This is a genomic window from Streptomyces sp. NPDC048331 (assembly GCF_043201215.1).
Classification (GTDB): domain Bacteria; phylum Actinomycetota; class Actinomycetes; order Streptomycetales; family Streptomycetaceae; genus Streptomyces.
On sequence record NZ_JBICYT010000008.1, the window covers coordinates 63,333 to 88,760 of the forward strand.

Sequence of the window (25,428 nt, forward strand, 5' to 3'; positions counted from 1 at the left end):
GTGTGCTCGGTGTGCTTACAGGCCGGCGGCCGCGCGCAGCGCGTCCACGCGGTCGGTGCGCTCCCAGGTGAAGTCCGGCAGCTCGCGGCCGAAGTGGCCGTAGGCGGCGGTCTGGGCGTAGATCGGGCGCAGCAGGTCGAGGTCGCGGATGATCGCGGCCGGGCGGAGGTCGAAGACCTCGCCGATGGCGTCCTCGATCTTCTGCGTCTCGACCTTGGCGGTGCCGAAGGTCTCGACGAAGAGGCCGACGGGCTCGGCCTTGCCGATGGCGTACGCGACCTGGACCTCGCAGCGCGAGGCGAGGCCGGCGGCGACCACGTTCTTGGCGACCCAGCGCATCGCGTACGCGGCGGAGCGGTCGACCTTCGACGGGTCCTTGCCGGAGAAGGCGCCGCCACCGTGGCGGGCCATGCCGCCATAGGTGTCGATGATGATCTTGCGGCCGGTGAGGCCGGCGTCGCCCATCGGGCCGCCGATCTCGAATCGGCCGGTCGGGTTCACCAGCAGGCGGTAGCCCTCGGTGTCGAGCTTGATGCCGTCCTCGACGAGCTGGGCCAGGACGTGCTCGACGACGAACTCGCGGATGTCGGGAGCGAGCAGCGAGTCGAGGTCGATGTCGGAGGCGTGCTGCGAGGAGACCACGACGGTGTCGAGGCGCACGGCCTTGTCGCCGTCGTACTCGATGGTGACCTGGGTCTTGCCGTCGGGGCGCAGGTACGGGATGGTCCCGTTCTTGCGGACCTCGGACAGGCGGCGGGAGAGCCGGTGCGCGATGTGGATCGGCAGCGGCATGAGCTCGGGGGTCTCGTCGCAGGCGTAGCCGAACATCAGGCCCTGGTCGCCGGCGCCCTGCTTGTCGAGCTCGTCCTCGTCGCCCTCGACCCGCTTCTCGTAGGCGGTGTCGACGCCCTGCGCGATGTCCGGGGACTGCGCTCCGATGGACACCGAGACGCCGCAGGAGGCCCCGTCGAAGCCCTTCTTCGAGGAGTCGTAGCCGATTTCGAGGATCTTGTCCCGGACGAGCTGCGCGATCGGCGCGTAGGCCTTCGTCGTCACCTCTCCCGCGATGTGCACGAGACCCGTGGTGATGAGGGTTTCCACGGCGACGCGCGAGGTCGGGTCCTCGGTGAGGAGCGCGTCGAGGATCGTGTCGCTGATCTGGTCAGCGATCTTGTCGGGGTGGCCCTCGGTGACGGACTCCGAGGTGAACAGACGACGGGACACAACGCTCCCTGGGGTTGCAGCGGCTGCTGGCTGATCATTTGGCGGAACCACATCGGGGGCTGCGCCCGATCACGTTCCGGATGCAGTTTATCGGTCGCCACCGTTTCCTGGACCACCCGTCTCGCCTTATGGGAGCCGTGTGACCTGCGGCACTCCCATTCTTACGCACGGAGGTGACCTGGAGAAGGGGAATCGGCTCAGGCGCGTCGCGACGAGAGCCGGGCGGCTACCTGGTCCCAAATGACCTCGGCCAAGGCCTCCTTCGGACCATAGGGCACTGAAGTCTCAGACCCATCAGAGGCCAGGATTACCGCTTCGTTCTCCTCAGAACCAAAGGTTCGAGCCTCGCCGACCTCGTTCACGACGAGAAGGTCACATCCCTTGCGGGCGAGCTTGGCTCGGCCGTTCGCCAGCACGTCGTCGGTCTCCGCGGCGAATCCCACGACCACCTGCCCGGCCCTGGCGCGCTCGGCCGAGATCTCCGCGAGAACGTCCGGGTTGCGTACGAGCGCCACGGGCGCGGGGTCCTGCCCGTCCTTCTTCTTGATCTTTCCGCCCGCGTACGCGGCGGGCCGGAAGTCGGCCACGGCCGCGGCCATGACCACGACGTCCGCGTCCGCGGCGGCCTTGAGCACGGCCTCCCGCAGCTGTACGGCCGTCCCCACCCGTACGACGTCCACCCCGGCCGGATCGGCCAGCGCGGTGTTGGCCGATACCAGGGTGACCCTGGCCCCGCGGGCCACGGCGGTACGGGCGAGGGCGTAGCCCTGCTTGCCGGAGGAGCGGTTGCCGAGGAAGCGGACCGGGTCCAGCGGCTCCCGCGTACCGCCCGCACTGATCACCACGTGCCGGCCGACGAGGTCGGGCTCGGCCACCCCGCGGCTGAGCACCCGACGACAGACCTCGAAGATCTCCTCGGGGTCGGGCAGCCGCCCCTTGCCCGTGTCCTTGCCGGTGAGTCGGCCGACGGCGGGCTCGATGACGAGCGCCCCGCGCCGGCGCAGGGTGGCCACGTTCTCCTGGGTGGCGGGGTGCTCCCACATCTCGGTGTGCATGGCGGGGGCGAAGACCACCGGGCAGCGCGCGGTGAGCAGGGTGTTCGTGAGCAGGTCGTCGGCGAGCCCGTGGGCGGCCTTGGCCAGCATGTCGGCGGTGGCGGGGGCGACGACGACGAGGTCGGCGGACTGCCCGATGCGCACGTGCGGCACCTCGTGGACGGACTCCCACACCTCGGTGGAGGCCGGGTTCCCGGAGAGGGCGGACCAGGTGGCCTCCCCCACGAAGTTCAGGGAGGCCGCGGTGGGCACCACCCGCACGTCGTGGCCGGACTCGGTCAGCCGGCGCAGCAGCTCGCACGCCTTGTAGGCGGCGATCCCGCCACTGACTCCCAGTACGACCTTCGGCTTATCCACCACGCACTTCCCTTCTCCGTGTCCGACGCGGCCGACGCCGTCGGCTCTGATCGTCGTCGTACCCACCCATGACACACCACAGGCCCGGCAGATGTTCTGCCGGGCCTGTGGTGAAAGGGCTTCTGGTGTCTTACTGGGCCGGGGCCTCGATGGCCTCGGAGGTCAGCAGACCAGCGTTGATCTCGCGCAGCGCGATCGAAAGCGGCTTCTCGTGGACGTGGGTGTCCACCAGCGGACCGACGTACTCGAGCAGGCCCTCACCGAGCTGCGAGTAGTACGCGTTGATCTGACGCGCGCGCTTGGCCGCGTAGATCACGAGGCTGTACTTCGAGTCCGTGGCCTCGAGCAGCTCGTCGATCGGCGGGTTGATGATGCCCTCGGGCGCGGTGATGGAAGAGGACACGCTCTACCTTCCGAAGATGGGTGAAAGATTGGGCCGTCCTGGAATCGACCGAATGAAGAACATCGATCAACGATCAGACAACTGCCATCAAGGCTAGCAGCTCACGGGCTACGTCCTCGACGGAGGTGTTGACCAGGGTGGTGTCGAACTCGGATTCGGCAGCGAGCTCGATCTTGGCGGCGGCGAGCCGGCGCTCGATGACCTCCGCCGATTCGGTGCCCCGACCGGTCAGCCGGCGGACCAGCTCGTCCCAGCTCGGCGGTGCCAGGAACACCAGCTGGGCGTCGGGCTTGGACTCGCGGACGAGTCGTGCGCCCTGGAGATCGATCTCCAGCAGTACCGGCTCGCCGTTGTCCAGGCGTTCCAGCACCGCGCCGCGGGGTGTGCCGTAGCGGTTGCCCGCGAACTCGGCCCACTCCAGCAGCTCGCCGTTGGCGATCAGCTTGTCGAACTCGTCGTCATTGACGAAGAAGTAGTGGACTCCGTGTCGCTCACCGGGCCGCGGCTTGCGGGTGGTGGCCGACACCGAGAGCCATACCTCGGGGTGAACCTTGCGCATATGCGCGACGACCGTGCTCTTGCCGACCCCTGAAGGGCCGGAGAGCACGGTCAGCCGCGGACGAACCTCTGCTGCCATAGAGCGATTATCCAGCTTCTCGGGACTGCCTGAGAACGCCGGGAGAACTTCAGTCGACGCCTCAGGCGCCGGTGCTGCCGAACTCACGCTCCAGAGAGGCGATCTGGTTGGAACCGAGACCTCGGACACGCCGGGACTCGGAGATGCCGAGACGCTCCATGATCTGCTTGGCGCGCACCTTGCCCACGCCGGGCAGAGACTCCAGCAGGGCGGAGACCTTCATCTTGCCGATGACGTCGTTCTCCTGGCCGGTCTTGATCACCTCTTGGAGCGAGGCACCGGAGTGCTTGAGTCGATTCTTGACCTCGGCCCGCTCCCGGCGAGCCGCGGCGGCCTTTTCGAGCGCGGCTGCGCGCTGTTCAGGGGTAAGGGGCGGAAGAGCCACGCCTACGTCACCTCGGATGTCGAACTGTCGGATACGGACCGGTGGGTAACCCTGAAGGCAACACACCTCGCGAGCTCCCGAACAGCGATGGAACTCGTTCGCTGCACGTTCACTCTGGTCGGAGACTAGCGGCCAACACCGCTCCAGTCAGCGAGAACGGACGAAAAGTCCTGGTCAGCCTCCACTGAACCGTACATCACGGACAAAATACCCCTGTTTTGTCCGATGAAGAGCGTTCGAGTTTCGCCAAGAAGCGCGAGAGGCCGGCCCCGCGACGATGCGGCCGGCCTCTCCGGGTGACCGATTACGCGGTGACGGCCTCGTGGATCTCGTCGGCGAAGCGCCGCGCCGAGTCGCGCAGGGCGTTCACGTCCGGACCGTGCTTCAGCACCCCTCGCGAGACGTTCGGGACGACGTTGCGCACGGCCTTGCCGAACACGCCCGGCAGGTCCGCCGCCGTCGCGCCCTGCGCGCCGATGCCGGGAGCCAGCAGCGGCCCGTTGATGTCCAGGTCGAAGGAGGACAGATCGCCCAGCGTGGCACCGACCACCGCGCCGAAGGAGCCCATGGGGACGGCGTCCGCGTTCTCCGCCGCCAGGTGCGCCAGCATCGTCGCGCCGATCGTCCGGCCGTCCTCGCGGACCGCCCGCTGCACCTCGGCGCCCTCCGGGTTCGAGGTCAGCGCCAGGACGAACAGGCCGGCGCCCGACTCCCGGGCCAGGTCCACGGCCGGCTTCAGCGAGCCGTAACCCAGGTACGGGGAGACCGTCAGCGCGTCCGAGAACAGCGGCGAGGCCGGATCCAGGAAGGCCGAGGCGTACGCCGCCATGGTCGAGCCGATGTCGCCGCGCTTGGCGTCCATGACCACCAGGGTCCCGGCCGCCCGGGCGTCCGCCACCGTCCGCTCCAGGACCGCGACGCCCTTGGAGCCGAACCGCTCGAAGAAGGCCGCCTGCGGCTTGAAGACCGCCACCGACTCGGCGAGCGCCTCGACGACCGTACGGGAGAACCGCTCCAGGCCCGCGATGTCGTCCTCCAGGCCCCACTGGGCCAGCAGGGCGGCGTGCGGGTCGATGCCCACGCACAGCGGGCCCCGGGAGTCCATCGCCGCGCGCAGGCGGGTGCCGAACGGGGTCACAGTCACTTGGAGGCCTTTCGGGTCTCGGCGCCCACCGCGTCGGCGAGCGTCGCGTACGGGCTGGTGGCCAGGCGCGCGGCGAGGCCCTTGTGGATGGCGCGGGCGTAGAACGGGCCCTCGTAGATGAAGGCGCTGTAGCCCTGGATCAGCGTGGCACCGGCCAGGATCCGCTGCCAGGCGTCCTCGGCGTTCTCGATGCCGCCGACTCCGACCAGCACCAGACGGTCCCCCACACGGGCGTACAGGCGGCGCAGGACCTCCAGGGAGCGCTCCTTGACGGGGGCGCCGGAGAGCCCTCCGGTCTCCTTCACCAGGGACGGGGAGGACTTCAGGCCGAGCCCCTCGCGGGCGATGGTGGTGTTCGTCGCGATGATGCCGTCCAGGCCCAGCTCCAGAGCCAGGTCGGCGACCGCGTCGACGTCCTCGTCCGCCAGGTCGGGTGCGATCTTGACCAGCAGCGGCACCCGGCGGTCGGTCACCATGCGGTCGGCGGCCTCGCGGACGGCCGTCAGCAGCGGGCGCAGCGACTCGGTGGCCTGGAGGTTGCGCAGGCCGGGGGTGTTCGGGGAGGAGACGTTCACGACGAGGTAGTCGGCGTGCCGGGCCAGGCGCTCGGTGGAGGTCACGTAGTCGCCCACGGCCTCCTCCTCGGGCACGACCTTGGTCTTGCCGATGTTGACGCCCACGACGGTCCGGAAGACCGCCTCACGGGCCGCCAGGCGGGCCGCGACGGCCGCCGAGCCCTCGTTGTTGAAGCCCATCCGGTTGATCAGCGCGCGGTCCGGCACGAGGCGGAAGAGCCGCTTCTTGGGGTTGCCGGGCTGCGCCTCGGCGGTGACCGTGCCGATCTCGACGTGATCGAAGCCGAGCATCGACATGCCGTCGATGGCGACGGCGTTCTTGTCGAAACCCGCGGCGAGGCCGAAGGGGCCGTGCATGCGCAGGCCGAGGGCCTCGGTGCGCAGCTCCTCGTAGCGCGGGGCCAGGGCGGCCGCCACGAAGGTGCGCAGCACGGGGGTGCGGGCGGCGCGGCGGATCCAGCGGAAGGCCAGGTAGTGGGCCTGCTCCGGGTCCATCCGCTTGAAGACCAGGTTGAAGAAGGTTTTGTACATCGTCGGAAAATCCCTCTGCGCTCGTGAAGAGGGGGACACCCGTCGTGAAACCGGTGTCCCCCTCCCCGTGTCCGTGCCGGCTGTGCGGGCCTGCGTCAGTCGCGGGCCGCGGTCAGGTGTTCCGCGTGCTCCTGGAGGGAGCGGACGCCCACGTCGCCGCGGTTGAGCGCGTCGATGCCCTGGACGGCGGCGGCGAGCGCCTGGACCGTGGTCAGGCAGGGGACGCTGCGGGCCACGGCCGCCGTGCGGATCTCGTAGCCGTCGAGGCGGCCGCCGGTGCCGTACGGGGTGTTGACGATCAGGTCGACCTGGCCGTCGTGGATCAGCTGGACGATGGTCTTCTCGCCGTTCGGGCCCTCGCCCTCGCTGAGCTTGCGCACCACGGTGGCGTTGATGCCGTTGCGGCGCAGCACCTCGGCGGTGCCGGAGGTGGCCATCAGCTCGAAGCCGTGGGCGACGAGCTCGCGCGCCGGGAAGATCATCGAGCGCTTGTCGCGGTTGGCGACGGAGATGAACGCGCGGCCCTTGGTGGGCAGCGGGCCGTAGGCGCCGGCCTGCGACTTGGCGTAGGCGGTGCCGAAGACGGCGTCGATGCCCATGACCTCGCCGGTGGAGCGCATCTCCGGGCCGAGGACGGTGTCCACGCCGCGGCCGTGGATGTCGCGGAAGCGCGACCACGGCATGACGGCCTCCTTGACGGAGATCGGCGCGTCGATCGGCAGGGTGCCGCCGTCGCCGGTCTTCGGCAGCAGGCCCTCGGCGCGCAGCTCGGCGATGGTGGTGCCGAGCGAGATGCGGGCGGCGGCCTTCGCGAGCGGGACGGCGGTCGCCTTCGAGGTGAAGGGGACGGTCCGGGAGGCGCGCGGGTTGGCCTCCAGGACGTAGAGGATGTCCCCGGCCATGGCGAACTGGATGTTGATCAGGCCGCGGACGCCGACGCCCTTGGCGATGGCCTCGGTGGAGGCGCGCAGGCGCTTGATGTCGTAGCCGCCGAGGGTGATCGGGGGCAGGGCGCAGGCCGAGTCGCCGGAGTGGATGCCGGCTTCCTCGATGTGCTCCATGACGCCGCCGAGGTAGAGCTCGTGGCCGTCGTAGAGGGCGTCCACGTCGATCTCGATCGCGTCGTCGAGGAAGCGGTCGACCAGCACGGGGCGGGTCGGGGAGATCTCGGTGGACTCGGCGATGTACGACTCGAGGCGGGCCTCGTCGTAGACGATCTCCATGCCGCGGCCGCCGAGCACGTAGGACGGGCGGACGAGGACCGGGTAGCCGATCTCGTCGGCGATCGCCTTCGCACCCGCGAAGGTGGTGGCGGTGCCGTGCTTGGGGGCCGGTAGGCCGGCGTCGGCGAGGACCTGGCCGAAGGCGCCGCGGTCCTCGGCGGCGTGGATGGCCTCCGGCGGGGTGCCGACGACGGGGACGCCGTTGTCCTTGAGGGCCTGGGCGAGACCGAGGGGGGTCTGGCCGCCGAGCTGGACGACGACACCGGCGATGGGGCCGGCCAGCGACTCCGCGTGGACGATCTCCAGCACGTCCTCGAGCGTCAGCGGCTCGAAGTACAGGCGGTCGGAGGTGTCGTAGTCGGTGGAGACGGTCTCCGGGTTGCAGTTGACCATCACGGTCTCGTAGCCGGCGTCGCTGAGGGCGAAGGAGGCGTGGACGCAGGAGTAGTCGAACTCGATGCCCTGACCGATGCGGTTCGGGCCGGAGCCCAGGATGATCACCGCGGGCTTGGTGCGGGGCGCGACCTCGGACTCCTCGTCGTACGAGGAGTAGAAGTACGGGGTCTTCGCGGCGAACTCGGCGGCGCAGGTGTCGACCGTCTTGTAGACCGGGCGGACCCCGAGCGCGTGGCGGACCTCGCGGACGACGTCCTCGCGCAGGCCTCGGATCTCGGCGATCTGGGCGTCGGAGAAGCCGTGACGCTTGGCCTCGGCGAGGAGCTCGGGCTGGAGCTTCTCGGCGGCGGCGAGCTCGTCCGCGATCTCCTTGATGAGGAAGAGCTGGTCGACGAACCAGGGGTCGATCTTCGTGAACTCGAAGACCTCTTCCTGGGTGGCGCCGGCGCGGATGGCCTGCATGACGGTGTTGATGCGGCCGTCGGTCGGGCGGACCGCGGTGGCGAGGAGCTCGTCCTTGTCGCCGGTGGGGCCGACGAAGGTGAACTGCGAGCCCTTCTTCTCCAGGGAGCGCAGGGCCTTCTGGAGGGCCTCGGTGAAGTTACGGCCGATGGCCATGGCCTCGCCGACCGACTTCATGGTGGTGGTGAGGGTGGCGTCGGCCAGCGGGAACTTCTCGAAGGCGAAGCGCGGGGCCTTGACGACGACGTAGTCGAGGGAGGGCTCGAAGGAGGCCGGGGTCTTCTCGGTGATGTCGTTGGGGACCTCGTCGAGCGTGTAGCCGATGGCCAGCTTGGCGGCGATCTTGGCGATCGGGAAGCCGGTGGCCTTCGACGCGAGCGCCGAGGAGCGCGAGACGCGCGGGTTCATCTCGATGACGATGACGCGGCCGTCGACGGGGTCGATGGCGAACTGGATGTTGCAGCCGCCGGTGTCGACGCCGACCTCGCGGATGATCGCGATGCCGATGTCGCGCAGTCGCTGGTACTCGCGGTCGGTGAGCGTCATCGCCGGGGCGACAGTGATCGAGTCACCGGTGTGGACGCCCATCGGGTCGAAGTTCTCGATGGAGCAGACGACGACGACGTTGTCCTTGGTGTCGCGCATCAGCTCCAGCTCGTACTCCTTCCAGCCGAGGATGGACTCCTCCAGGAGCACCTCGGTGGTCGGGGAGAGCGTGAGGCCCTGGCCGGCGATGCGGCGCAGCTCGTCCTCGTCGTGGGCGAAGCCGGAGCCGGCGCCGCCCATGGTGAAGGAGGGGCGCACGACGACGGGGTAGCCGCCGAGGGTCTCGACACCGGCGAGGACGTCGTCCATCGAGTGGCAGATGACCGAGCGGGCGGACTCGCCGTGGCCGATCTTGGCGTTGACGGCCTCGACGACGCCCTTGAAGAGGTCGCGGTCCTCGCCCTTGTTGATGGCTTCGACGTTGGCGCCGATGAGCTCGACGCCGTACTTCTCCAGCACACCCTGCTCGTGCATGGAGATCGCGGTGTTGAGCGCGGTCTGGCCGCCGAGGGTCGGCAGGAGGGCGTCGGGGCGCTCCTTGGCGATGATCTTCTCGACGAACTCGGGGGTGATCGGCTCGACGTACGTGGCGTCGGCGATCTCCGGGTCGGTCATGATCGTCGCGGGGTTGGAGTTGACCAGGATGACCCGCAGGCCCTCGGCCTTGAGGATGCGGCAGGCCTGGGTGCCGGAGTAGTCGAACTCGGCGGCCTGTCCGATGACGATCGGGCCGGAGCCGATGACCAGGACGGACTGGATATCGGTGCGCTTAGGCACGCTCGGCCTCCATCAGGGATACGAAGCGGTCGAAGAGGTACGCGGCGTCGTGCGGGCCGGCGGCGGCCTCGGGGTGGTACTGGACGCTGAAGGCCGGCTGGTCGAGCAGCTGGAGGCCTTCGACCACGTTGTCGTTCAGGCAGACGTGGGAGACCTCGGCGCGGCCGTAGGCGGTCTCGGAGACCTTGTCGAGGGGCGCGTCGACGGCGAAGCCGTGGTTGTGCGCGGTGACCTCGACCTTGCCGGTGGTGCGGTCCTGGACCGGCTGGTTGATGCCGCGGTGGCCGTACTTCAGCTTGTAGGTGCCGAAGCCGAGGGCGCGGCCGAGGATCTGGTTGCCGAAGCAGATGCCGAAGAGCGGGGTCTTGCGCTCCAGCACGCCCTGCATGACGGCGACGGGGCCGTCGGCGGTGGCCGGGTCGCCCGGGCCGTTGGAGAAGAAGACGCCGTCCGGGTTCACCGCGTAGACGTCCTCGACGGTGGCGGTGGCGGGCAGCACGTGGACCTCGATGCCGCGCTCGGCCATCCGGTGCGGGGTCATGCCCTTGATGCCGAGGTCGACCGCGGCCACGGTGAACTTCTTCTCACCGATGGCGGGGACGACGTACGTCTCCTTGGTGGCGACCTCGGCGGAGAGGTTCGCGCCCTTCATCTGCGGCTGCGAGGTGACCTTGGCGATCAGGGCCTCGTCGCGGATGCCGACCCAGGCCTCGCCCGAGAAGATGCCGACGCGCATGGCGCCGCGTTCGCGCAGGTGGCGGGTGAGGGCGCGGGTGTCGATGCCGGAGATGCCGACGACGCCCTGCTTGACGAGTTCCTCGTCCAGCGAGCGCTGCGCGCGCCAGTTCGAGGAGACGCGGGCGGGGTCGCGTACGACGTAGCCGGCCACCCAGATGCGGGAGGACTCGGGGTCCTCGTCGTTGACGCCGGTGTTGCCCACGTGGGGGGCGGTCATCACGACGACCTGCCGGTGGTACGACGGGTCGGTGAGGGTCTCCTGGTAGCCGGTCATTCCGGTGGAGAACACGGCCTCGCCGAAGGTCTCCCCCACAGCGCCGTAGGCGCGGCCGCGGAAGATCCGACCGTCCTCCAGGACGAGTACGGCGGGAGCTTTGGCTGCTCCCCTGGTGGAGGTCGTCATCGTTCGGCGCCTTCCGTCGTGATGGATGAGTTCATGAGGTTGATGGCTTCGACCCATGCGGCGTGTTCGGCCGCGCGGTCGGAGCGGAATCCGGAGTCGATCAGCTTGTCGCCGTGCGCCCAGGTGACGACGAGCAGACCGCCCTCGGTGAGTACCTTGCCCGCGATTCCCTTGTCGAGGCGGGCGCCGCGCAGTTGCGCGGCCGGTACGAAGAAGTCGTTGGCCCCCGGTCGGACCACGTCGAGGCCCGCGTCGGTGAGCGTGAGCTCGACCCGGCTGCGCAGGCCCAGACCGTGGGCGACGATCCGGTCGAGCCACTGTCCGGCGGTGGTGGACCCGTGGTACCGGCCGGTCAGGGCCAGCCGGTGCTCGGGAAGACCGTCGGGTGCGGCGGGCAACTCCGGCAGATCGTTCTGCAGAGCGCCGCGCCATTTCCAGCCCTGCCGCATCAGCCAGTAGACGAACGCGACGAAGACGGCCAGGCCGATCACCCACGCCATGCGGGCACCGAAGCTGGTCACCTCCGCCGACTGTCGTTCGGCGGCCTCGGCGGCCAGTTGGATTACTGCAGGTGTCACGCCAGTTTCCCGTCCACGACCGTTGCCCGGCCCCGCAGGAAGGTATGAGTGACGCGCCCCGGCAGCTCACGGCCCTCGTAAGGCGTGTTGCGGCTGCGGGAGGCGAAGTGTGCGGGGTCCACGGCACCACGGTACGAGGTCTCGACCAAGGTCAGGTTCGCGGGTTCACCTGCCGAGACGGGGCGGCCGTGGTTCTCCAGGCCGCCGATGCGCGCCGGGGCGAAGGACATCCGCTCGGCGACGCCCGCCCAGTCGAGCAGTCCGGTCTCGACCATCGTCTGCTGGACGACGGAGAGCGCGGTCTCCAGGCCGACCATGCCCATGGCGGCGGCGGCCCACTCGCAGTCCTTGTCCTCGTGCGGGTGCGGGGCGTGGTCGGTGGCGACGATGTCGATCGTGCCGTCGGCGAGCGCCTCGCGCAGGGCCAGCACGTCGCGCTCGGTGCGCAGCGGCGGGTTGACCTTGTAGACCGCGTTGTACGAGCGCACGAGCTCCTCGGTGAGGAGGAGGTGGTGCGGGGTGACCTCGGCGGTGACGTCGATGCCGCGGGACTTGGCCCAGCGGACGATCTCGACGGAGCCGGCGGTGGAGAGGTGGCAGATGTGGACGCGGGAGCCGACGTGCTCGGCGAGCAGGACGTCGCGGGCGATGATCGACTCCTCGGCGACGGCCGGCCAGCCGCCGAGACCGAGTTCGGCGGAGACGACGCCCTCGTTCATCTGGGCGCCCTCGGTGAGGCGGGGCTCCTGGGCGTGCTGGGCGACGACGCCGCCGAAGGCCTTCACGTACTCCAGGGCGCGGCGCATGATCACGGCGTCGTCGACGCACTTGCCGTCGTCGGAGAAGACGGTGACCCGGGCGGCGGACTCGTGCATGGCGCCCAGCTCGGAGAGCTGCTTGCCCTCCAGGCCGACGGTGACGGCGCCGATGGGCTGCACGTCGCAGTAGCCGGACTCCTTGCCCAGGCGCCAGACCTGCTCGACGACGCCGGCGGTGTCGGCGACCGGGAAGGTGTTCGCCATGGCGAACACGGCGGTGTAGCCACCGGCGGCGGCGGCGCGGGTGCCGGTGAGGACGGTCTCGGAGTCCTCGCGGCCGGGCTCGCGCAGGTGGGTGTGCAGGTCGACGAGGCCGGGGAGGAGTACCTGGCCCTCGGCCTCGATGACGGTCGCGCCCTCGGCGGAGAGGTTCTGGCCGACCTCGGCGATGGTCTCGCCGTCGATCAGGACGTCCTGCGCCTCGCCGCCGAGTACCTTCGCGCCACGGATAAGGATCTTGCTCATGGTTACTTGCTCTCCTCGGTACGGGCGGTGGTGACGGCGGGCTCGGAGCCTCCGAGCAGCAGGTACAGGACGGCCATGCGGGTGGAGACGCCGTTGGCGACCTGCTCGACGGCCGTGCAGCGGTCGGAGTCGGCGACCTGGGCGGTGATCTCCATGCCGCGGTTCATCGGGCCGGGGTGCATCACGATGGCGTGCTCGGGCATCTTCGCCATGCGGTCGCCGTCGAGCCCGTACCGGCGGGAGTACTCGCGCTCGGTCGGGAAGAAGGCCGCGTTCATGCGTTCGCGCTGCACACGCAGCATCATCACCGCATCGGACTTCGGCAGCACGTCGTCGAGGCTGTAGGAGACCTCGCACGGCCAGGTCTCCACGCCGATCGGGACGAGCGTGGGCGGGGCCACCAGGGTGACCTCGGCGCCGAGGGTGTGCAGCAGGTGGACGTTGGAGCGGGCCACGCGGCTGTGCAGGACGTCGCCGACGATGGTGATCCGGCGGCCGTTCAGGTCCTTGCCGAGGCCGGCGTCGCGGCCGACCAGGCGGCGGCGCATGGTGAAGGCGTCCAGCAGGGCCTGGGTGGGGTGCTCGTGGGTGCCGTCGCCGGCGTTGACGACGGCGGAGTCGATCCAGCCGGAGGTCGCGAGCCGGTAGGGGGCGCCGGAGGCGTGGTGGCGGATGACGACCGCGTCGGCGCCCATGGCCTCCAGGGTCAGTGCGGTGTCCTTCAGGGATTCGCCCTTGGAAACGGACGAGCCCTTGGCGGAGAAGTTGATGACGTCGGCCGAGAGCCGCTTGGCGGCCGCTTCGAAGGAGATCCGGGTGCGGGTCGAGTCCTCGAAGAAGAGGTTGACGACGGTGAGGCCGCGCAGGGTGGGCAGCTTCTTGATCGGCCGGTCCGCGACGCGGGCCATCTCCTCGGCGGTGTCGAGGATCAGGACGGCGTCGTCGCGCGTGAGGTCGGCGGCCGAGATGAGGTGGCGCTTCATCTGGATGGCTCCGTAGGTCGGGAGGGCAGGCGGACTGACGGGCAGAGGTGCGAGCGGGCAGGGCAGGCCGCGGCGCGGGCCCGGTCGGGGCCCGTCACTCGGACGGTCTACTGACCTGCTGCCTGGGCGGTCCGCTGGCCGAGCAGCACGGCGTCACGGCCGTCCTCCTCCTGGAGCTGGACCTTGACGGTCTCCCGCAGCGAGGTGGGGAGGTTCTTGCCGACGTAATCGGCGCGGATCGGCAGTTCGCGGTGGCCTCTGTCGACGAGGACCGCGAGCTGCACGGCGCGGGGGCGGCCGAGGTCGCCGAGGGCGTCCAGGGCGGCGCGGATGGTGCGGCCGGAGAAGAGCACGTCGTCGACGAGGACGACCAGCCGGCCGTCGAGGTCGTCACCGGGGATCTCGGTGCGACCGATCGCACGGGCGGGCTTCATCCGCAGGTCGTCGCGGTACATGGTGATGTCGAGGGAGCCGACCGGGATCTTCGTACCGGTGATCTCTTCGAGCTTGGCGGCCAGCCGGCGGGCGAGGTGGACACCGCGGGTGGGAATGCCGAGGAGCACCACGTCATCGGCGCCCTTGGCGCGTTCGACGATCTCGTGGGCGATGCGGGTCAGGACCCGCGCGATGTCCTGCGCTTCGAGAACGGGGCGCATGGAATCGGTGTTCTGCTGGGTGTCCATGAAAAGGACCTCCTTCTCCGCCTCACGGGACGGACCTTAAAGGACGTCTGATGTACGCCTCACACGGTACCAGGGTGAGGCCGGTGACTCGGACCGGGCCGGTACGGAAGGGCTCTCAGAGGGCTCCTGTGACGACCCCCAGGGGGGCGACGAAGACCATTCGGCTTGACGCATCCAAGTAACGCTGCGTAACCTCACAGTGAGTTACCAGCCGCGCGGCGGAGCCGCACGTAGGTACGTAGTTACGTAGTCGCAGTGTCCACCAGTCACAGCGTCACAGCGTCCGGGAGCGTTATGTCCAGCGAATACGCCAAACAGCTCGGGGCCAAGCTCCGCGCGATCCGCACCCAGCAGGGCCTTTCCCTCCACGGTGTCGAGGAGAAGTCCCAGGGTCGGTGGAAGGCCGTGGTGGTCGGTTCGTACGAGCGCGGGGACCGCGCCGTGACCGTCCAGCGTCTCGCCGAGCTGGCGGACTTCTACGGGGTTCCGGTGCAGGAGCTGCTGCCGGGTACGACTCCCGGCGGGGCTGCCGAGCCGCCGCCGAAGCTTCGTCTCGATCTGGAGCGCCTGGCGGGCGTCCCGGCCGAGAAGGCGGGCCCGCTGCAGCGTTACGCGGCGACGATCCAGAGCCAGCGTGGCGACTACAACGGCAAGGTGCTGTCGATCCGCCAGGACGACCTGCGCACCCTGGCCGTCATCTACGACCAGTCCCCCTCGGTCCTGACCGAGCAGCTGATCAGCTGGGGCGTGCTGGACGCGGACGCGCGTCGCGCGGTGGCGCACGAGGAACTCTGAGCCTCGGGCTTCGGACCAGCAGAAACGTTTACCGGCGGGGGGGGGGGGGGGGGGGGGGGGGGGGGGCGGGGGGGGGGGGGGGGGGGGGGGGGGCGCGGGCCGCCCCCGCCGCCCCCCCCCCCCCCCCCCCCCGCGGGGGGGGGGCCGCCCCCCGCCCGGGGGGCCCCCCCCCCCCCCGCCGGTTTTTTCGTTCTCCGACCCGGCACCCCGACCCCGCGCCGCGCTCCCCCGCGGCCGCGCCATACGGAAGGGCCCGCGACGCGTACGTCGCGGGCCCTTCCGTATGGCGGTGCCGGCGCTGGGCCGTGCGGTCAGCTCTCGCTGCGCCGCAGGCTCGGCTTCAGGTCCTTGAAGCGGGCCAGCAGCCCGTTCACGAACGAGGGGGACTCGTCCGTCGAGAACTCCTTGGCCAGCTGGACGGCCTCGTCGATGGCCACGGCGTCCGGGGTGTCGTCCACCCAGATCAGCTCGTAGGCACCGAGCCGCAGGATGTTCCGGTCCGCGACCGGCATGCGGTCGAGGTCCCAGTCCACGGCGTAGGTGATGATCAGATCGTCGATGCGGTTCACCTTGTCGGCGTAACCCTCGACGAGATCCATCGTGAAGGCGCTGACCGGCGGCTGCCGGTCGTCCGACCGCGCGTGGCGGATCCAGTCCGCGAGGACCTCGCGCACGGGCACGCCGCGCTGGTCGGCCTCGAAAAGGATCTGGAAGGCGCGCTTGCGCGCATTGCTCCGAGCAGCCACGGGTTAGTTGCTCTTCCGGCCGAGGTAGTCGCTGGTGCGGGTGTCGACCTTGACCGTCTCGCCCGTGGTGATGAAGAGCGGGACCTGGATCTCGTAGCCGGTCTCCAGGGTGGCGGGCTTGGTGCCACCGGTGGAGCGGTCGCCCTGGACGCCCGGGTCGGTGTGCTGGATCTTGAGCTCGACCGCGGCCGGGAGCTCGACGTAGAGCACCTCGCCCTCGTGCTGGGCGACGGAGGCGGTGAAGCCCTCGATCAGGAAGTTGGCGGCGTCACCGACGGCCTTGCGGTCGACCATGAGCTGGTCGTAGGTGTCCATGTCCATGAAGACGAAGTAGTCGCCGTCCATGTACGAGAACTGCATGTCGCGGCGGTCGATGGTGGCCGTGTCGACCTTGACGCCGGCGTTGAAGGTCTTGTCGACGACCTTGCCCGACAGCACGTTCTTGAGCTTGGTGCGCACGAAGGCCGGGCCCTTGCCGGGCTTGACGTGCTGGAACTCGACGACGGACCAGAGCTGGCCCCCGTCGAGCTTCAGCACCATGCCGTTCTTGAGGTCGTTCGTGGAAGCCACGGTTGCGGAATCTCCTGCACTGGAAGACCACGGGCGCGCGCACAGCCCGGCGGAGCCGGCTAGAGCGCGAGCAGTTCCTTGGTCGTAATGGTGAGTAGCTCGGGACCGCCGTCCGCCTCGGGGCGCACGACGAGCGTGTCATCGATCCGGACACCTCCCCGGCCCGGGAGGTGAACCCCCGGTTCGACGGTGACCGGCACGCAAGCGTCCAGTTTACCCATTGCCGTAGGTGCAAGCTGCGGGTCCTCGTCGATTTCGAGGCCCACACCGTGTCCGGTCCACGGAGCGAGGGCTTCCGAGTGGCCCGCGGAGTCCAGGACGGAACGCGCGGCGTGGTCCACGTCCCGGTACGCGGCCCCGGGCAGCAGGGCCTCACGCCCGGCCCGCTGGGCGGTGAACACGAGGTCGTACAGCTCGATCTGCCAGTCGGCCGGGCTGGTGCCGATCACGAAGGTCCGGCCGATCTCGCACCGGTAGCCGCGGTAGTTGGCGCCCAGGCAGACCGTGAGGAAGTCACCCTCCTCCACCCTGCGGTCGGAGGGCCGGTGCCGGGAGCGGCCGGAGTGCGGGCCGGTGCCGACGGAGGTCGGGAAGGCCGGGCCGTCCGCCCCGTGGTCGACGAGCCGGCGCTCCAGCTCCAGAGCCAGGTGGCGTTCGGTGCGCCCGACGAGGATCGACTCCAGCAGCTCGCCGAGGGCCTGGTCGGCGATCTCGGCGGCGATCCGCAGGCAGGCGATCTCCTCCTCGTCCTTGACGAGGCGCTGCTGCTCCACGGCCGTGCCGAGGTCGGCGAGACGCAGTTTGGGCGCGACGGAGCGCAGGGCCCGGTGCCTGGCGACGGTGAGGTGGTGTTCCTCCACCGCGAGCGAGTCGGCCCGTAGCGAGGCGGTCAGATCGGCGGCCGCGACGGCCGGGTCCCCGCCGGGGCTGCCCAGGACGGCGGCGTTCAGGTGTTCGTCGAGGCGGCCCTCGTCGGCCTCGCCGGTGGGCGGCGCGGCGCAGAAGAGCATGTCCTCGGCAGGGCCGACGAGCAGCACCGCGCCGATCGGGGACGCCCCGGAGAGGTAGCGCACGTTCGCCGGACGCGTGATCAGTGCGGCGGCGTTCCCCGCGGCAGCGCATCGGTCGCGAAGCAGGTCCCGGCGGACGGCGTACACGTCTGACATGTCTTCGAGCGTACGAGCGCCCCGCCGATCCGGCCCGGCGAGCGCGTCCGGACGGGCCCCCGGCCGCTACTGGCCGGGCCGACCGCCCGGGGCGGACAGAGCGCGGGCCAAGGCCTCGTCGAGGGCGCGGGCGGTGCCCTCGACGTCGAGGTGGGAGTTGTCGATGATCGGCAGGCCGGAGCCGTACCAGCCGGCCATCCGGCCGTGGATCCGCGCGACCTCCTCGTCGGAGAGCCGGCGGTTGCCGGAGCGCTCGGCGTTGCGCTCCAGGACGATCTCCAGACCGGGCAGCAGCACGACCGGCAGCAGGTTGGGCCCCACGTGCCGCTTCCAGCCGCCGAGCCCGACCACGGGCCGGTCGGGGAAGACGGCGTCGTCCAGGATGCAGGAGATGCCGTTCGCCAGGTAGTTGCGGGCGGCGAAGCCGCAGGTGCGGCGGGCGAGCCGGTACTGGGCCTCGGAGTGCTCGTTCCAGCCCGCCTGGGGGTCCGCGAAGCCCGAGCAGACCCACTCGCGGACGTCGTCCAGGCTGACGTGGGCGGTCGGCACGGGCCGACTGCCGGCCCAGTGCCGGGCGACGGTGGTCTTACCGGCGCCGGCCGGGCCGATCAGCAGCACGGCGAGGACCGCCCCGCCGGTGCCCGGCACGGCGGGAGGCAGCGGGATGTGCCCGGTGGCCTCCGGCACGGCGGGCACCGGCTGCGAGGGATACGACGGCTGCTGATGGGGCTGGTGGGGCGGTTGAGGCGGAGACTGCGGCGGGGGTGAACCCGGCCAGCCGTGCGCCGGGGGTATCGGCGGCTGCGGGGGCGCCGCCGGGCGCGGTCCCGGCTGCCACGGGCCCGCGCCCCCACCCCCCACTCCGTGCTGCATCCGCTGCCACTCCGTCTCGTTCAAGCGACTGATGCGAGAACGTTATATGACTGCCGGGGCCCGACCGTCCACCAGCGCCGTCAGCAGGGTGTCAGGCGGAGATCTCGTCCGCCAGTGCGCGCAGCGCCAGCCGGTACGAACCGATACCGAAGCCCGCCACCGTGCCGGTCGCCACGGCGGCGATGACCGAGGTGTGGCGGAACTCCTCGCGGGCGTACGGGTTCGAGATGTGCACCTCGATCAGCGGCGCCGTGCGCTGCGCGGCCGCGTCCCGCATGCCGTACGAGTAGTGGGTGAAGGCCCCCGGGTTGATGACCACGGGGATCTTCCCGTCCGCCGCCTCGTGCAGCCAGCGGATGAGCTCGCCCTCGTCGTTGGTCTCGCGGACCTCGACGTCGAAGCCGAGCTCCTCGCCCAGCGAACGGCAGCTCTCCACCAGACCCGCGTACGAGGTGGCCCCGTACACATCGGGCTCCCGCGAGCCGAGCCGGCCCAGGTTCGGGCCGTTCAGCACGAGGACGGGGCGGCTCACGCCGACACCTCGCCGTAGGCGGCGACCAGGTGCGCCGGGTCGGGACCCTCCAGGACGGTCGGCTTCGCCAGCCCGTCGAGGACGATGAAGCGCAGCAGGTTGCCGCGGGACTTCTTGTCGACCTGCATGGTCTGGAGCAGCTTGGACCACTGGTCGCCGCGGTAGGTCAGCGGCAGCCCGACCGAGGCGAGGACCGCCTTGTGCCGGTCGGCCGTCGCGTCGTCGAGCCGGCCCGCGAGTCGGCCGAGCTCGGCGGCGAAGACCATGCCGACGGACACGGCCGCGCCGTGCCGCCACTTGTAGCGCTCGTTCTTCTCGATGGCGTGCGCGAGGGTGTGGCCGTAGTTGAGGATCTCGCGGAGTCCCGACTCCTTGAGGTCGCTGGAGACCACGTCGGCCTTGACCTGGATGGAGCGCACGATGAGCTCGGCGGTGTGCGGGCCCTCGGGCGTACGGGCCGCCGCCGGGTCCTCCTCGATCAGGTCGAGGATCACCGGGTCGGAGATGAACCCGGCCTTGATGATCTCGGCGAGACCGCTGACGTAGTCGTTGACCGGCAGCGAGTCGAGGGCCGCGAGGTCGCAGAGCACGCCGGCCGGCGGGTGGAAGGCGCCCACGAGGTTCTTGCCCTCGGCGGTGTTGATGCCGGTCTTGCCGCCGACGGCCGCGTCCACCATCGCGAGGACCGTGGTCGGTACGGCGACCCAGCGCACCCCGCGCAGCCAGGTCGCGGCGACGAAGCCCGCGAGGTCGGTGGTGGCTCCCCCGCCGACACCGACGATCACGTCGGTGCGGGTGAAACCGGACTGCCCCAGCGCCTTCCAGCAGTACGCGGCCACCTCGACCGTCTTGGCCTCCTCGGCGTTCGGCACCTGGATGGCGACCGCCTCGTAGCCCTGTTCGGCCAGGTCGTCGCGCAGCGCCTCACCGGTGGAGGCCAGCGCCTCGGGGTGGATCACGGCGACCCGCTGGGCCTTCGTACCGATCAGGGAGCCGAGCTCGCCGAGCAGCTGCCGTCCGACCAGCACGTCGTACGCGTCGTGTCCGGCGCTCGCGCCGACGTGGATCCGCGTCACCTGGTCTGTCATACGTCCTTCAACTCCAGAGCGTCGAGGACCGCCTGGGCGACCTCTTCGGGGGTGCGGTCGTCGGTTGCCACCACGACGCGCGCGACTTCGGTGTACAGGGGGCGCCGGGCGTCCATCAGCTCGCGCCACTGGCGGCGCGGGTTGACGGCGAGCAGCGGGCGCGCGGCGCCGAGGCCGACGCGCCGTACGGCTTCTTCGACGTCCATCGACAGGTAGGCGACGGGCAGGCCGGCCAGCAGTTCGCGGGTGCCCTCGTCGAGGACGGCTCCGCCGCCGAGTGCGAGGACGCCGGTGTGCCCGGCGACGGCGGCGGCGACCGCCTGCCGCTCCAGGTCACGGAAGTACGGCTCCCCCTCGTCGACGAAGATGTCGGAGATCTCGCGACCTTGGGCCGCGACGATGTCGGCGTCGGTGTCCCGGTAGGGGACGCCGAGTCGCTCGGCGAGCAGGGCTCCTACCGTGGACTTGCCGGAGCCCATCGGTCCGACGAGGACGACCAGTGGTCCGGCGGTCACCGGATCTGCAGGTGGTCGAGGTACGAGCGGACGTTGCGACGGGTCTCCGGCACGGAGTCACCACCGAACTTCTCCACGACCGCGTCGGCCAGGACCAGGGCCACCATCGCCTCGGCGACGATGCCCGCGGCCGGCACGGCACACACGTCGGAACGCTGGTGGTGGGCCACCGCCGCCTCACCCGTCGCCACGTCCACCGTCGCGAGCGCCTTCGGCACCGTCGCGATCGGCTTCATCGCGGCACGGACCCGCAGCAGCTCACCGGTGGTGAGACCGCCCTCGGTGCCGCCGGAGCGGCCGGAGGTCCGCTTGAGGCCCTCGGGGGTGGAGACGATCTCGTCGTGCGCCTCGGAGCCGGGCACGCGGGCGAGATCGAATCCGTCGCCGACCTCGACGCCCTTGATCGCCTGGATGCCCATGAGGGCGGCGGCGAGGCGTGCGTCGAGTCGGCGGTCCCAGTGGACGTGCGAGCCGAGGCCGACCGGCACCCCGTACGCCAGCACCTCCACCACTCCCCCCAAGGTGTCGCCGTCCTTGTGGGCCTGGTCGATCTCCGCCACCATCGCCTTCGACGCGTCGGCGTCGAGGCAGCGCACCGGGTCGGCGTCGAGCTTCTCGACGTCGGCGGGGGTCGGGTACACGCCGTACGGGGCCTTGGCCGAGGCCAGCTCCACCACGTGCGAGACGATCTCGATCCCTGCGACCTCCTTGATGAAGGACCGGGCGACCGCGCCGAGCGCCACCCGGGCGGCCGTCTCCCGGGCGCTGGCGCGCTCCAGGATCGGCCGGGCCTCGGAGAAGCCGTACTTCTGCATGCCGGCCAGGTCGGCGTGACCGGGCCGCGGACGGGTCAGCGCCGCGTTACGACCGGTCTCCTTCAACAGCGAGGGATCGACCGGGTCGGCCGACATCACCGTCTCCCACTTCGGCCACTCGGTGTTGCCGATCATGACCGCGACCGGACCGCCCTGGGACAGGCCGTGCCGGACACCACCCAGGAAGGTGATCTCGTCCTGCTCGAACTTCATGCGGGCACCGCGGCCATAACCGAGTCGGCGACGGGCCAGGTGATCGGCCACCAGCTCGGTGGTGACCGGAACGCCGGCGGGAAGACCCTCCAGCGTCGCGACCAGTGCCGGGCCGTGCGACTCTCCTGCGGTCAGCCAACGCAACCTGCTCAACGATGCTCCTCATGCTCGCGCCTGGTACAGCGACGGCGCGATCGGGTGCGCGGCCCGGACCCGCCTCACCCGATCCTCCCATGTCCGGAGGGGTTTATCGGGCCCCGGTCCAGCTATCGGACGCCTGGGGCGTCAGCGGGACCGTCGGCCGCGCTCGCGCTGCCAGGTGATCCCGTACCAGAGGACGACGGAACCGAAGAGTCCGAGAATGAGCGCCTTGGCCCACAGGGGCAGGGTTCCGAAGGCCACCCTGCCCATGCTGAAGAGGACGAAGGGGAGATCCCACTTCGACGCCAGTACCTGTTCCGTGCTGTTCCCGTCCATGCCGCCCCCTGTGAATGCGCAGGTGGAAAGCCTAACGGGCGGCGAGCGCCCGCTCTCCCGCCGCCCTCATGGCAGCGAGCGGACCCGGGGTCCGGCCGGTCATCCGCTCCACCTGGAGCACGGCCTGGTGGACGAGGAGGTCGAGCCCGCCGACGACCTGGCCGCCCTGCCGCGACCAGGCGGCGGCCAGCGGGGTCGGCCAGGGGTCGTAGAGGACGTCGAAGAGGGTGCCCGCCCCCTCGGGTACGGACACCGCCAGGGCGTCGGTCGTACCGGCCGGGGTGGTGGCGATCACGAGCGGCGCGGACAGCGCCGCGGCCGCCTCGGACCAGTCGGCCGTGCGGACGGGCACGCCGAGCCGCTCGCCCCACTGCCGCATCTCGTCGGCGCGGGCCGCCGAGCGGACGTACGCCGTGACCTCGCCGGAGCAGATCCGCGCCAGGGCGGCGAGCGCCGAGGAGGCGGTGGCCCCGGCGCCGAGGACGGCGGCGGAGGTCACCTTCTCGATGCCGCGCTCGTGGAGCGCGGCCACGATGCCGGGGATGTCGGTGTTGTCGCCGACGCGTCGTCCGTCCTCGGTGAACACGACCGTGTTGACCGTCTCGACGGAGGCCGCCGTGTCGCTGATGCCGTCCAGCAACGGGATGATCGCCCGCTTGAGCGGCATGGTCAGGGACAGCCCGGCCCACTCGGGGCCGAGTTCTGCCACGAACTCCGGGAGCGCGGCCTCGTCGATCTCGAAGCGGTCGTACGACCAGTCGTCGAGGCCGAGCTCCTGGTAAGCGGCGCGGTGCAGCACCGGCGAGAGCGAGTGCTCGATGGGCGAACCCAACACCGCGGCCCTTATGCGTGACATGTCCTGCTAACCGCCGTTCTTCTGCTTCTGCCGTTCCTGGAACTCGTTGGCCAGCTTGGTGTGCTCTTCGTAGGTCTTGGTGAAGGTCGTCGTGTTGCCGTCGACCGACACGAAGAACATCCAGCCGCCGTGGTCCGGGTTGAGCGTAGCGGTCAGCGCGTCCAGACCCGGGTTGTTGATCGGACCGGTGGGCAGTCCCCTGATGAAGTGCGTGTTGTAGGGGTTGTCGAAGGCCTGGGCTTCCTTCAGGTTGAAGTTGATCTCGCTCTGGTTCTTGACGTAGTTGTACGTCGAGTCGAACTGGAGCTTCTGGTTCGTGACGTCGTTGGTCTTCTTGAGGCGGTTGTAGACCACCTCGGCCATCTTCCGGAAGTCGTCGTGGTTCTTGCCCTCGGCGTTGACGAGGCTGGCGACCGTGACCACCTGGAGCGGATTCTGCAGGCCCAGTTCCTTGGCCTTGCCCTCGATGCCCAGCTCCGCGTACTTGTCGGTCGCGTTCTTGACCATCTGCTTGAGCAGCGAGTCGGGAGTGCTGTCCTTGCTGAGGTCGTAGCGCGCCGGGTACAGGAAGCCTTCGAGCGGGTCGATGAGCTTCGGGTCGTTGTTCGCCCAGGCCGGCAGGCCGAGGTTCTTGACCTCGCGCTTGGCGGTCTCGGCGGTGGTGCCCTCCTGCTGGCCCAGCTTCTTGTCGATCGCCGCGTACACCGCGGAGTTGCGCATGCCCTCGCTGACCGTGATGACGTTCAGCTTCGAGGGGTCGCTCATCACCTCGACCGCGGACGCGGCCGACATCTGCTTCCGGAGCGGGTAGACACCGGCCTGGATGGCCTTGCCCGGAGGGAGCTTGGACGCGGCGTCGACGAACGCCTGCCCACTGGCGACGACGCCCGCCTTCTTGAGGATCAGACCCATCTGCAGGAGGCCCGAGCCCTTGGGGATCTCGACGTCGACGATGTCGCCGGTGCCCTCGCCCGCGAAGTCCTCGGCCGAGCTGAACCTGGCCTTGATGTAGTTGTAGCCGTAGTAGCCGCCACCGCCGACCACACCGAGGATGACGACCGCGGCCACGAGGCAGGCCGTGCCGCTGCGCTTCTTGGGCTTGCCGCCCTTGGAACGGCCACCACGGCCGTCACCGTCGTCCTCGCCGTCACGCCCTCCACCGGCCGTGAGGAGGCCCTCCTCCGGCTCCTCCGCGGGCTCCGGCTCCTCGACGGGCTCCGGCTCCAGGTTCCGCCGGCCCGGGGGCTGCGGCGGCGCGTAGGCGTCCTCCGTGCTGTAGAGGTCGGGGGCCTCACCGGGGTAGCCCGCCACGGGCTGCTGCGTGTACGGGTCCACGCCCGCGTACAGATCGGTCTGCGCCGCCGCCGTGTACCGGCCCTGGCCGGTGTCCCAGCCCTGACTGTCGTACACCGGCTGCTGCGGCTGCTGCGGCTGCTGGACATAGCCCGGCTGCTGCCCGGCGTACTGCTGCTGCGGGTACTGGCCCTGGCCCTGCATGTACTGCTGCTGGGGCTGGGGCTGCTGGGATTGCTGCTGCGCCTGCTGCGGGTACTGCCCCTGCTGTGGGTACTGCTGCTGCGGATACTGCTGCTGCTGGTACTCCGGGTACTGCGGGTACTGCTGGTGCTGGGGGTACTGCTGCTGGTACTGCGGCTCCTGTGGGTACTCCTGCTGCTGCGGGGCACCGGCGTAAGGCACCTGGCCCTGCTGGGTCTGGTGCCCGGTCCACCCCTGGTCCCCGTACAGGGGGTCCTCGGGGTGCCAGGGTTCGGGGCCACGGCCCCGGCCATACTCAGTCATCGGTCCCCTAGAGCCGCGAGACGGAGGCCACGGACTCCGTCGTCCGTGGCACCCGGTTCCGCCTCTTTGACGGTGGGCGACGGCTGTTCGAATGCCGTCTCATCGCGCGGAACGTTACCGTATCGCGATCAGACAACCACTTCGACGCACTCACCAGGCGGATTACCTGATACCCGTTCGGTCTCAAGAGCGTTCTGAAGGATCACCACAGCGGCTGCCTGGTCGATGACCGACCGACCCTTCTTGGCGTTCTTCCCGGAGGCCCGCAGGCCCTGGGCGGCGGTGACCGTGGTCATCCGCTCGTCCACCAGTCGGACCGTCACCGGCTTGATGCCCTTGGCGAGTTCGTTCGCGAAGACGCGCACCTTGGCCGCGGCCGGCCCCTCCCGCCCGCTGAGCGAGCGGGGAAGGCCGACCACGACTTCGAGGGGCTCGTACTCCTCGACGAGCTGCCGCAGCCTCCGGTGGGCGAAGGGGATGTCCCGGCCCGGAACGGTTTCCACCGGTGTGGCCAGCACCCCGTCGGGGTCGCACGAGGCGACCCCGATACGGGCGTCACCGACGTCGATGGCGAGCCGGCGGCCGCGGCGCAGAGTCAT

The 25,428-nt window shown here is 70.3% G+C and carries 26 protein-coding genes; 1 reads left to right on the forward strand and 25 read right to left on the reverse strand.

Annotated elements, in window-relative coordinates:
* Window positions 1–15: 15 nt before the first annotated feature.
* From metK to pyrR, 13 genes are all read right to left on the reverse strand, one after another.
* On the reverse strand, window positions 16–1,224 hold the full coding sequence (gene metK, locus ACGFYY_RS14480) for a methionine adenosyltransferase (protein ID WP_030656249.1): 1,209 nt from the start codon (window positions 1,222–1,224) through the stop codon (window positions 16–18).
* A 197-nt stretch (window positions 1,225–1,421) separates the two neighbouring features.
* The gene (coaBC, locus tag ACGFYY_RS14485; protein ID WP_393709370.1) at window positions 1,422–2,636 is read right to left on the reverse strand and encodes a bifunctional phosphopantothenoylcysteine decarboxylase/phosphopantothenate--cysteine ligase CoaBC; all 1,215 of its coding nucleotides are present in this window, start codon (window positions 2,634–2,636) and stop codon (window positions 1,422–1,424) included.
* Between the two features lie 130 nt (window positions 2,637–2,766).
* A complete protein-coding gene (rpoZ, locus tag ACGFYY_RS14490; RefSeq protein ID WP_004948662.1) occupies window positions 2,767–3,039 on the reverse strand; it encodes a DNA-directed RNA polymerase subunit omega in 273 nt (90 codons plus the stop codon).
* A 73-nt stretch (window positions 3,040–3,112) separates the two neighbouring features.
* Window positions 3,113–3,676 carry a guanylate kinase gene (gene gmk, locus ACGFYY_RS14495; RefSeq protein WP_030008745.1) on the reverse strand — a complete coding sequence of 188 codons (564 nt, stop codon included), beginning with the start codon at window positions 3,674–3,676 and terminating at the stop codon, window positions 3,113–3,115.
* 61 nt (window positions 3,677–3,737) lie between these two features.
* A complete protein-coding gene (locus tag ACGFYY_RS14500; RefSeq protein WP_030008746.1) occupies window positions 3,738–4,061 on the reverse strand; it encodes an integration host factor in 324 nt (107 codons plus the stop codon).
* Between the two features lie 304 nt (window positions 4,062–4,365).
* Window positions 4,366–5,205 carry an orotidine-5'-phosphate decarboxylase gene (gene pyrF / locus ACGFYY_RS14505; RefSeq protein WP_393709372.1) on the reverse strand — a complete coding sequence of 280 codons (840 nt, stop codon included), beginning with the start codon at window positions 5,203–5,205 and terminating at the stop codon, window positions 4,366–4,368.
* Window positions 5,202–6,311 (reverse strand): quinone-dependent dihydroorotate dehydrogenase, encoded by a 1,110-nt coding sequence (locus tag ACGFYY_RS14510; RefSeq protein ID WP_393709374.1) that lies wholly within the window; start codon window positions 6,309–6,311, stop codon window positions 5,202–5,204. The genes pyrF and ACGFYY_RS14510 overlap by 4 nt, the downstream gene beginning before the upstream one ends.
* A 95-nt stretch (window positions 6,312–6,406) precedes the next feature.
* Window positions 6,407–9,715 carry a carbamoyl-phosphate synthase large subunit gene (carB, locus tag ACGFYY_RS14515; RefSeq protein WP_365266262.1) on the reverse strand — a complete coding sequence of 1,103 codons (3,309 nt, stop codon included), beginning with the start codon at window positions 9,713–9,715 and terminating at the stop codon, window positions 6,407–6,409.
* Window positions 9,708–10,856 carry a glutamine-hydrolyzing carbamoyl-phosphate synthase small subunit gene (gene carA / locus ACGFYY_RS14520; RefSeq protein WP_393709377.1) on the reverse strand — a complete coding sequence of 383 codons (1,149 nt, stop codon included), beginning with the start codon at window positions 10,854–10,856 and terminating at the stop codon, window positions 9,708–9,710. Before carA ends, carB begins: the two co-directional genes overlap by 8 nt.
* Window positions 10,853–11,434: a hypothetical protein gene (locus ACGFYY_RS14525; RefSeq protein ID WP_030008751.1), complete on the reverse strand. Its 582-nt coding sequence runs from the start codon at window positions 11,432–11,434 to the stop codon at window positions 10,853–10,855. The genes carA and ACGFYY_RS14525 overlap by 4 nt, the downstream gene beginning before the upstream one ends.
* Window positions 11,431–12,717: a dihydroorotase gene (locus tag ACGFYY_RS14530; RefSeq protein ID WP_393709380.1), complete on the reverse strand. Its 1,287-nt coding sequence runs from the start codon at window positions 12,715–12,717 to the stop codon at window positions 11,431–11,433. The genes ACGFYY_RS14525 and ACGFYY_RS14530 overlap by 4 nt, the downstream gene beginning before the upstream one ends.
* Window positions 12,718–12,719: 2 nt before the next feature.
* Window positions 12,720–13,700, reverse strand: coding sequence for an aspartate carbamoyltransferase catalytic subunit (locus ACGFYY_RS14535; RefSeq protein WP_351302223.1), 981 nt, complete (start codon window positions 13,698–13,700; stop codon window positions 12,720–12,722).
* 107 nt (window positions 13,701–13,807) lie between these two features.
* Complete coding sequence (pyrR, locus tag ACGFYY_RS14540) at window positions 13,808–14,383, reverse strand: bifunctional pyr operon transcriptional regulator/uracil phosphoribosyltransferase PyrR (protein ID WP_351154749.1); 576 nt, start codon at window positions 14,381–14,383, stop codon at window positions 13,808–13,810.
* 294 nt (window positions 14,384–14,677) lie between these two features.
* On the opposite strand from pyrR, the gene bldD reads away from it, so the two are divergent.
* The gene (gene bldD / locus ACGFYY_RS14545) at window positions 14,678–15,178 is read left to right on the forward strand and encodes a transcriptional regulator BldD (protein ID WP_030008755.1); all 501 of its coding nucleotides are present in this window, start codon (window positions 14,678–14,680) and stop codon (window positions 15,176–15,178) included.
* A gap of 311 nt (window positions 15,179–15,489) precedes the next feature.
* On the opposite strand, the gene nusB is transcribed toward bldD, so the two are convergent.
* From nusB to ruvX, 12 genes are all read right to left on the reverse strand, one after another.
* Window positions 15,490–15,924, reverse strand: coding sequence for a transcription antitermination factor NusB (nusB, locus tag ACGFYY_RS14550; protein ID WP_030008756.1), 435 nt, complete (start codon window positions 15,922–15,924; stop codon window positions 15,490–15,492).
* 3 nt (window positions 15,925–15,927) lie between these two features.
* Complete coding sequence (efp, locus tag ACGFYY_RS14555; protein ID WP_030706328.1) at window positions 15,928–16,494, reverse strand: elongation factor P; 567 nt, start codon at window positions 16,492–16,494, stop codon at window positions 15,928–15,930.
* Window positions 16,495–16,553: 59 nt separating this feature from the next.
* Window positions 16,554–17,660 carry an aminopeptidase P family protein gene (locus tag ACGFYY_RS14560; RefSeq protein WP_393709384.1) on the reverse strand — a complete coding sequence of 369 codons (1,107 nt, stop codon included), beginning with the start codon at window positions 17,658–17,660 and terminating at the stop codon, window positions 16,554–16,556.
* 66 nt (window positions 17,661–17,726) lie between these two features.
* Window positions 17,727–18,533, reverse strand: coding sequence for an AAA family ATPase (locus ACGFYY_RS14565; RefSeq protein ID WP_365269269.1), 807 nt, complete (start codon window positions 18,531–18,533; stop codon window positions 17,727–17,729).
* 91 nt (window positions 18,534–18,624) lie between these two features.
* Window positions 18,625–19,065: a type II 3-dehydroquinate dehydratase gene (aroQ, locus tag ACGFYY_RS14570; protein WP_030387213.1), complete on the reverse strand. Its 441-nt coding sequence runs from the start codon at window positions 19,063–19,065 to the stop codon at window positions 18,625–18,627.
* Window positions 19,062–20,153 (reverse strand): 3-dehydroquinate synthase, encoded by a 1,092-nt coding sequence (aroB, locus tag ACGFYY_RS14575; protein ID WP_365269262.1) that lies wholly within the window; start codon window positions 20,151–20,153, stop codon window positions 19,062–19,064. The genes aroQ and aroB overlap by 4 nt, the downstream gene beginning before the upstream one ends.
* Complete coding sequence (locus ACGFYY_RS14580; protein ID WP_365269259.1) at window positions 20,150–20,668, reverse strand: shikimate kinase; 519 nt, start codon at window positions 20,666–20,668, stop codon at window positions 20,150–20,152. The genes aroB and ACGFYY_RS14580 overlap by 4 nt, the downstream gene beginning before the upstream one ends.
* Window positions 20,665–21,849, reverse strand: a complete 1,185-nt coding sequence (aroC, locus tag ACGFYY_RS14585) for a chorismate synthase (protein ID WP_393709387.1) — start codon at window positions 21,847–21,849, stop codon at window positions 20,665–20,667. The genes ACGFYY_RS14580 and aroC overlap by 4 nt, the downstream gene beginning before the upstream one ends.
* A gap of 132 nt (window positions 21,850–21,981) precedes the next feature.
* A complete protein-coding gene (locus ACGFYY_RS14590; protein WP_393709389.1) occupies window positions 21,982–22,173 on the reverse strand; it encodes a hypothetical protein in 192 nt (63 codons plus the stop codon).
* A 31-nt stretch (window positions 22,174–22,204) separates the two neighbouring features.
* Window positions 22,205–23,029, reverse strand: coding sequence for a shikimate dehydrogenase (locus tag ACGFYY_RS14595; protein ID WP_393709391.1), 825 nt, complete (start codon window positions 23,027–23,029; stop codon window positions 22,205–22,207).
* A gap of 6 nt (window positions 23,030–23,035) precedes the next feature.
* Window positions 23,036–24,829 (reverse strand): endolytic transglycosylase MltG, encoded by a 1,794-nt coding sequence (gene mltG / locus ACGFYY_RS14600; RefSeq protein ID WP_393709393.1) that lies wholly within the window; start codon window positions 24,827–24,829, stop codon window positions 23,036–23,038.
* Between the two features lie 128 nt (window positions 24,830–24,957).
* Window positions 24,958–25,428, reverse strand: coding sequence for a Holliday junction resolvase RuvX (ruvX, locus tag ACGFYY_RS14605; protein ID WP_030387206.1), 471 nt, complete (start codon window positions 25,426–25,428; stop codon window positions 24,958–24,960).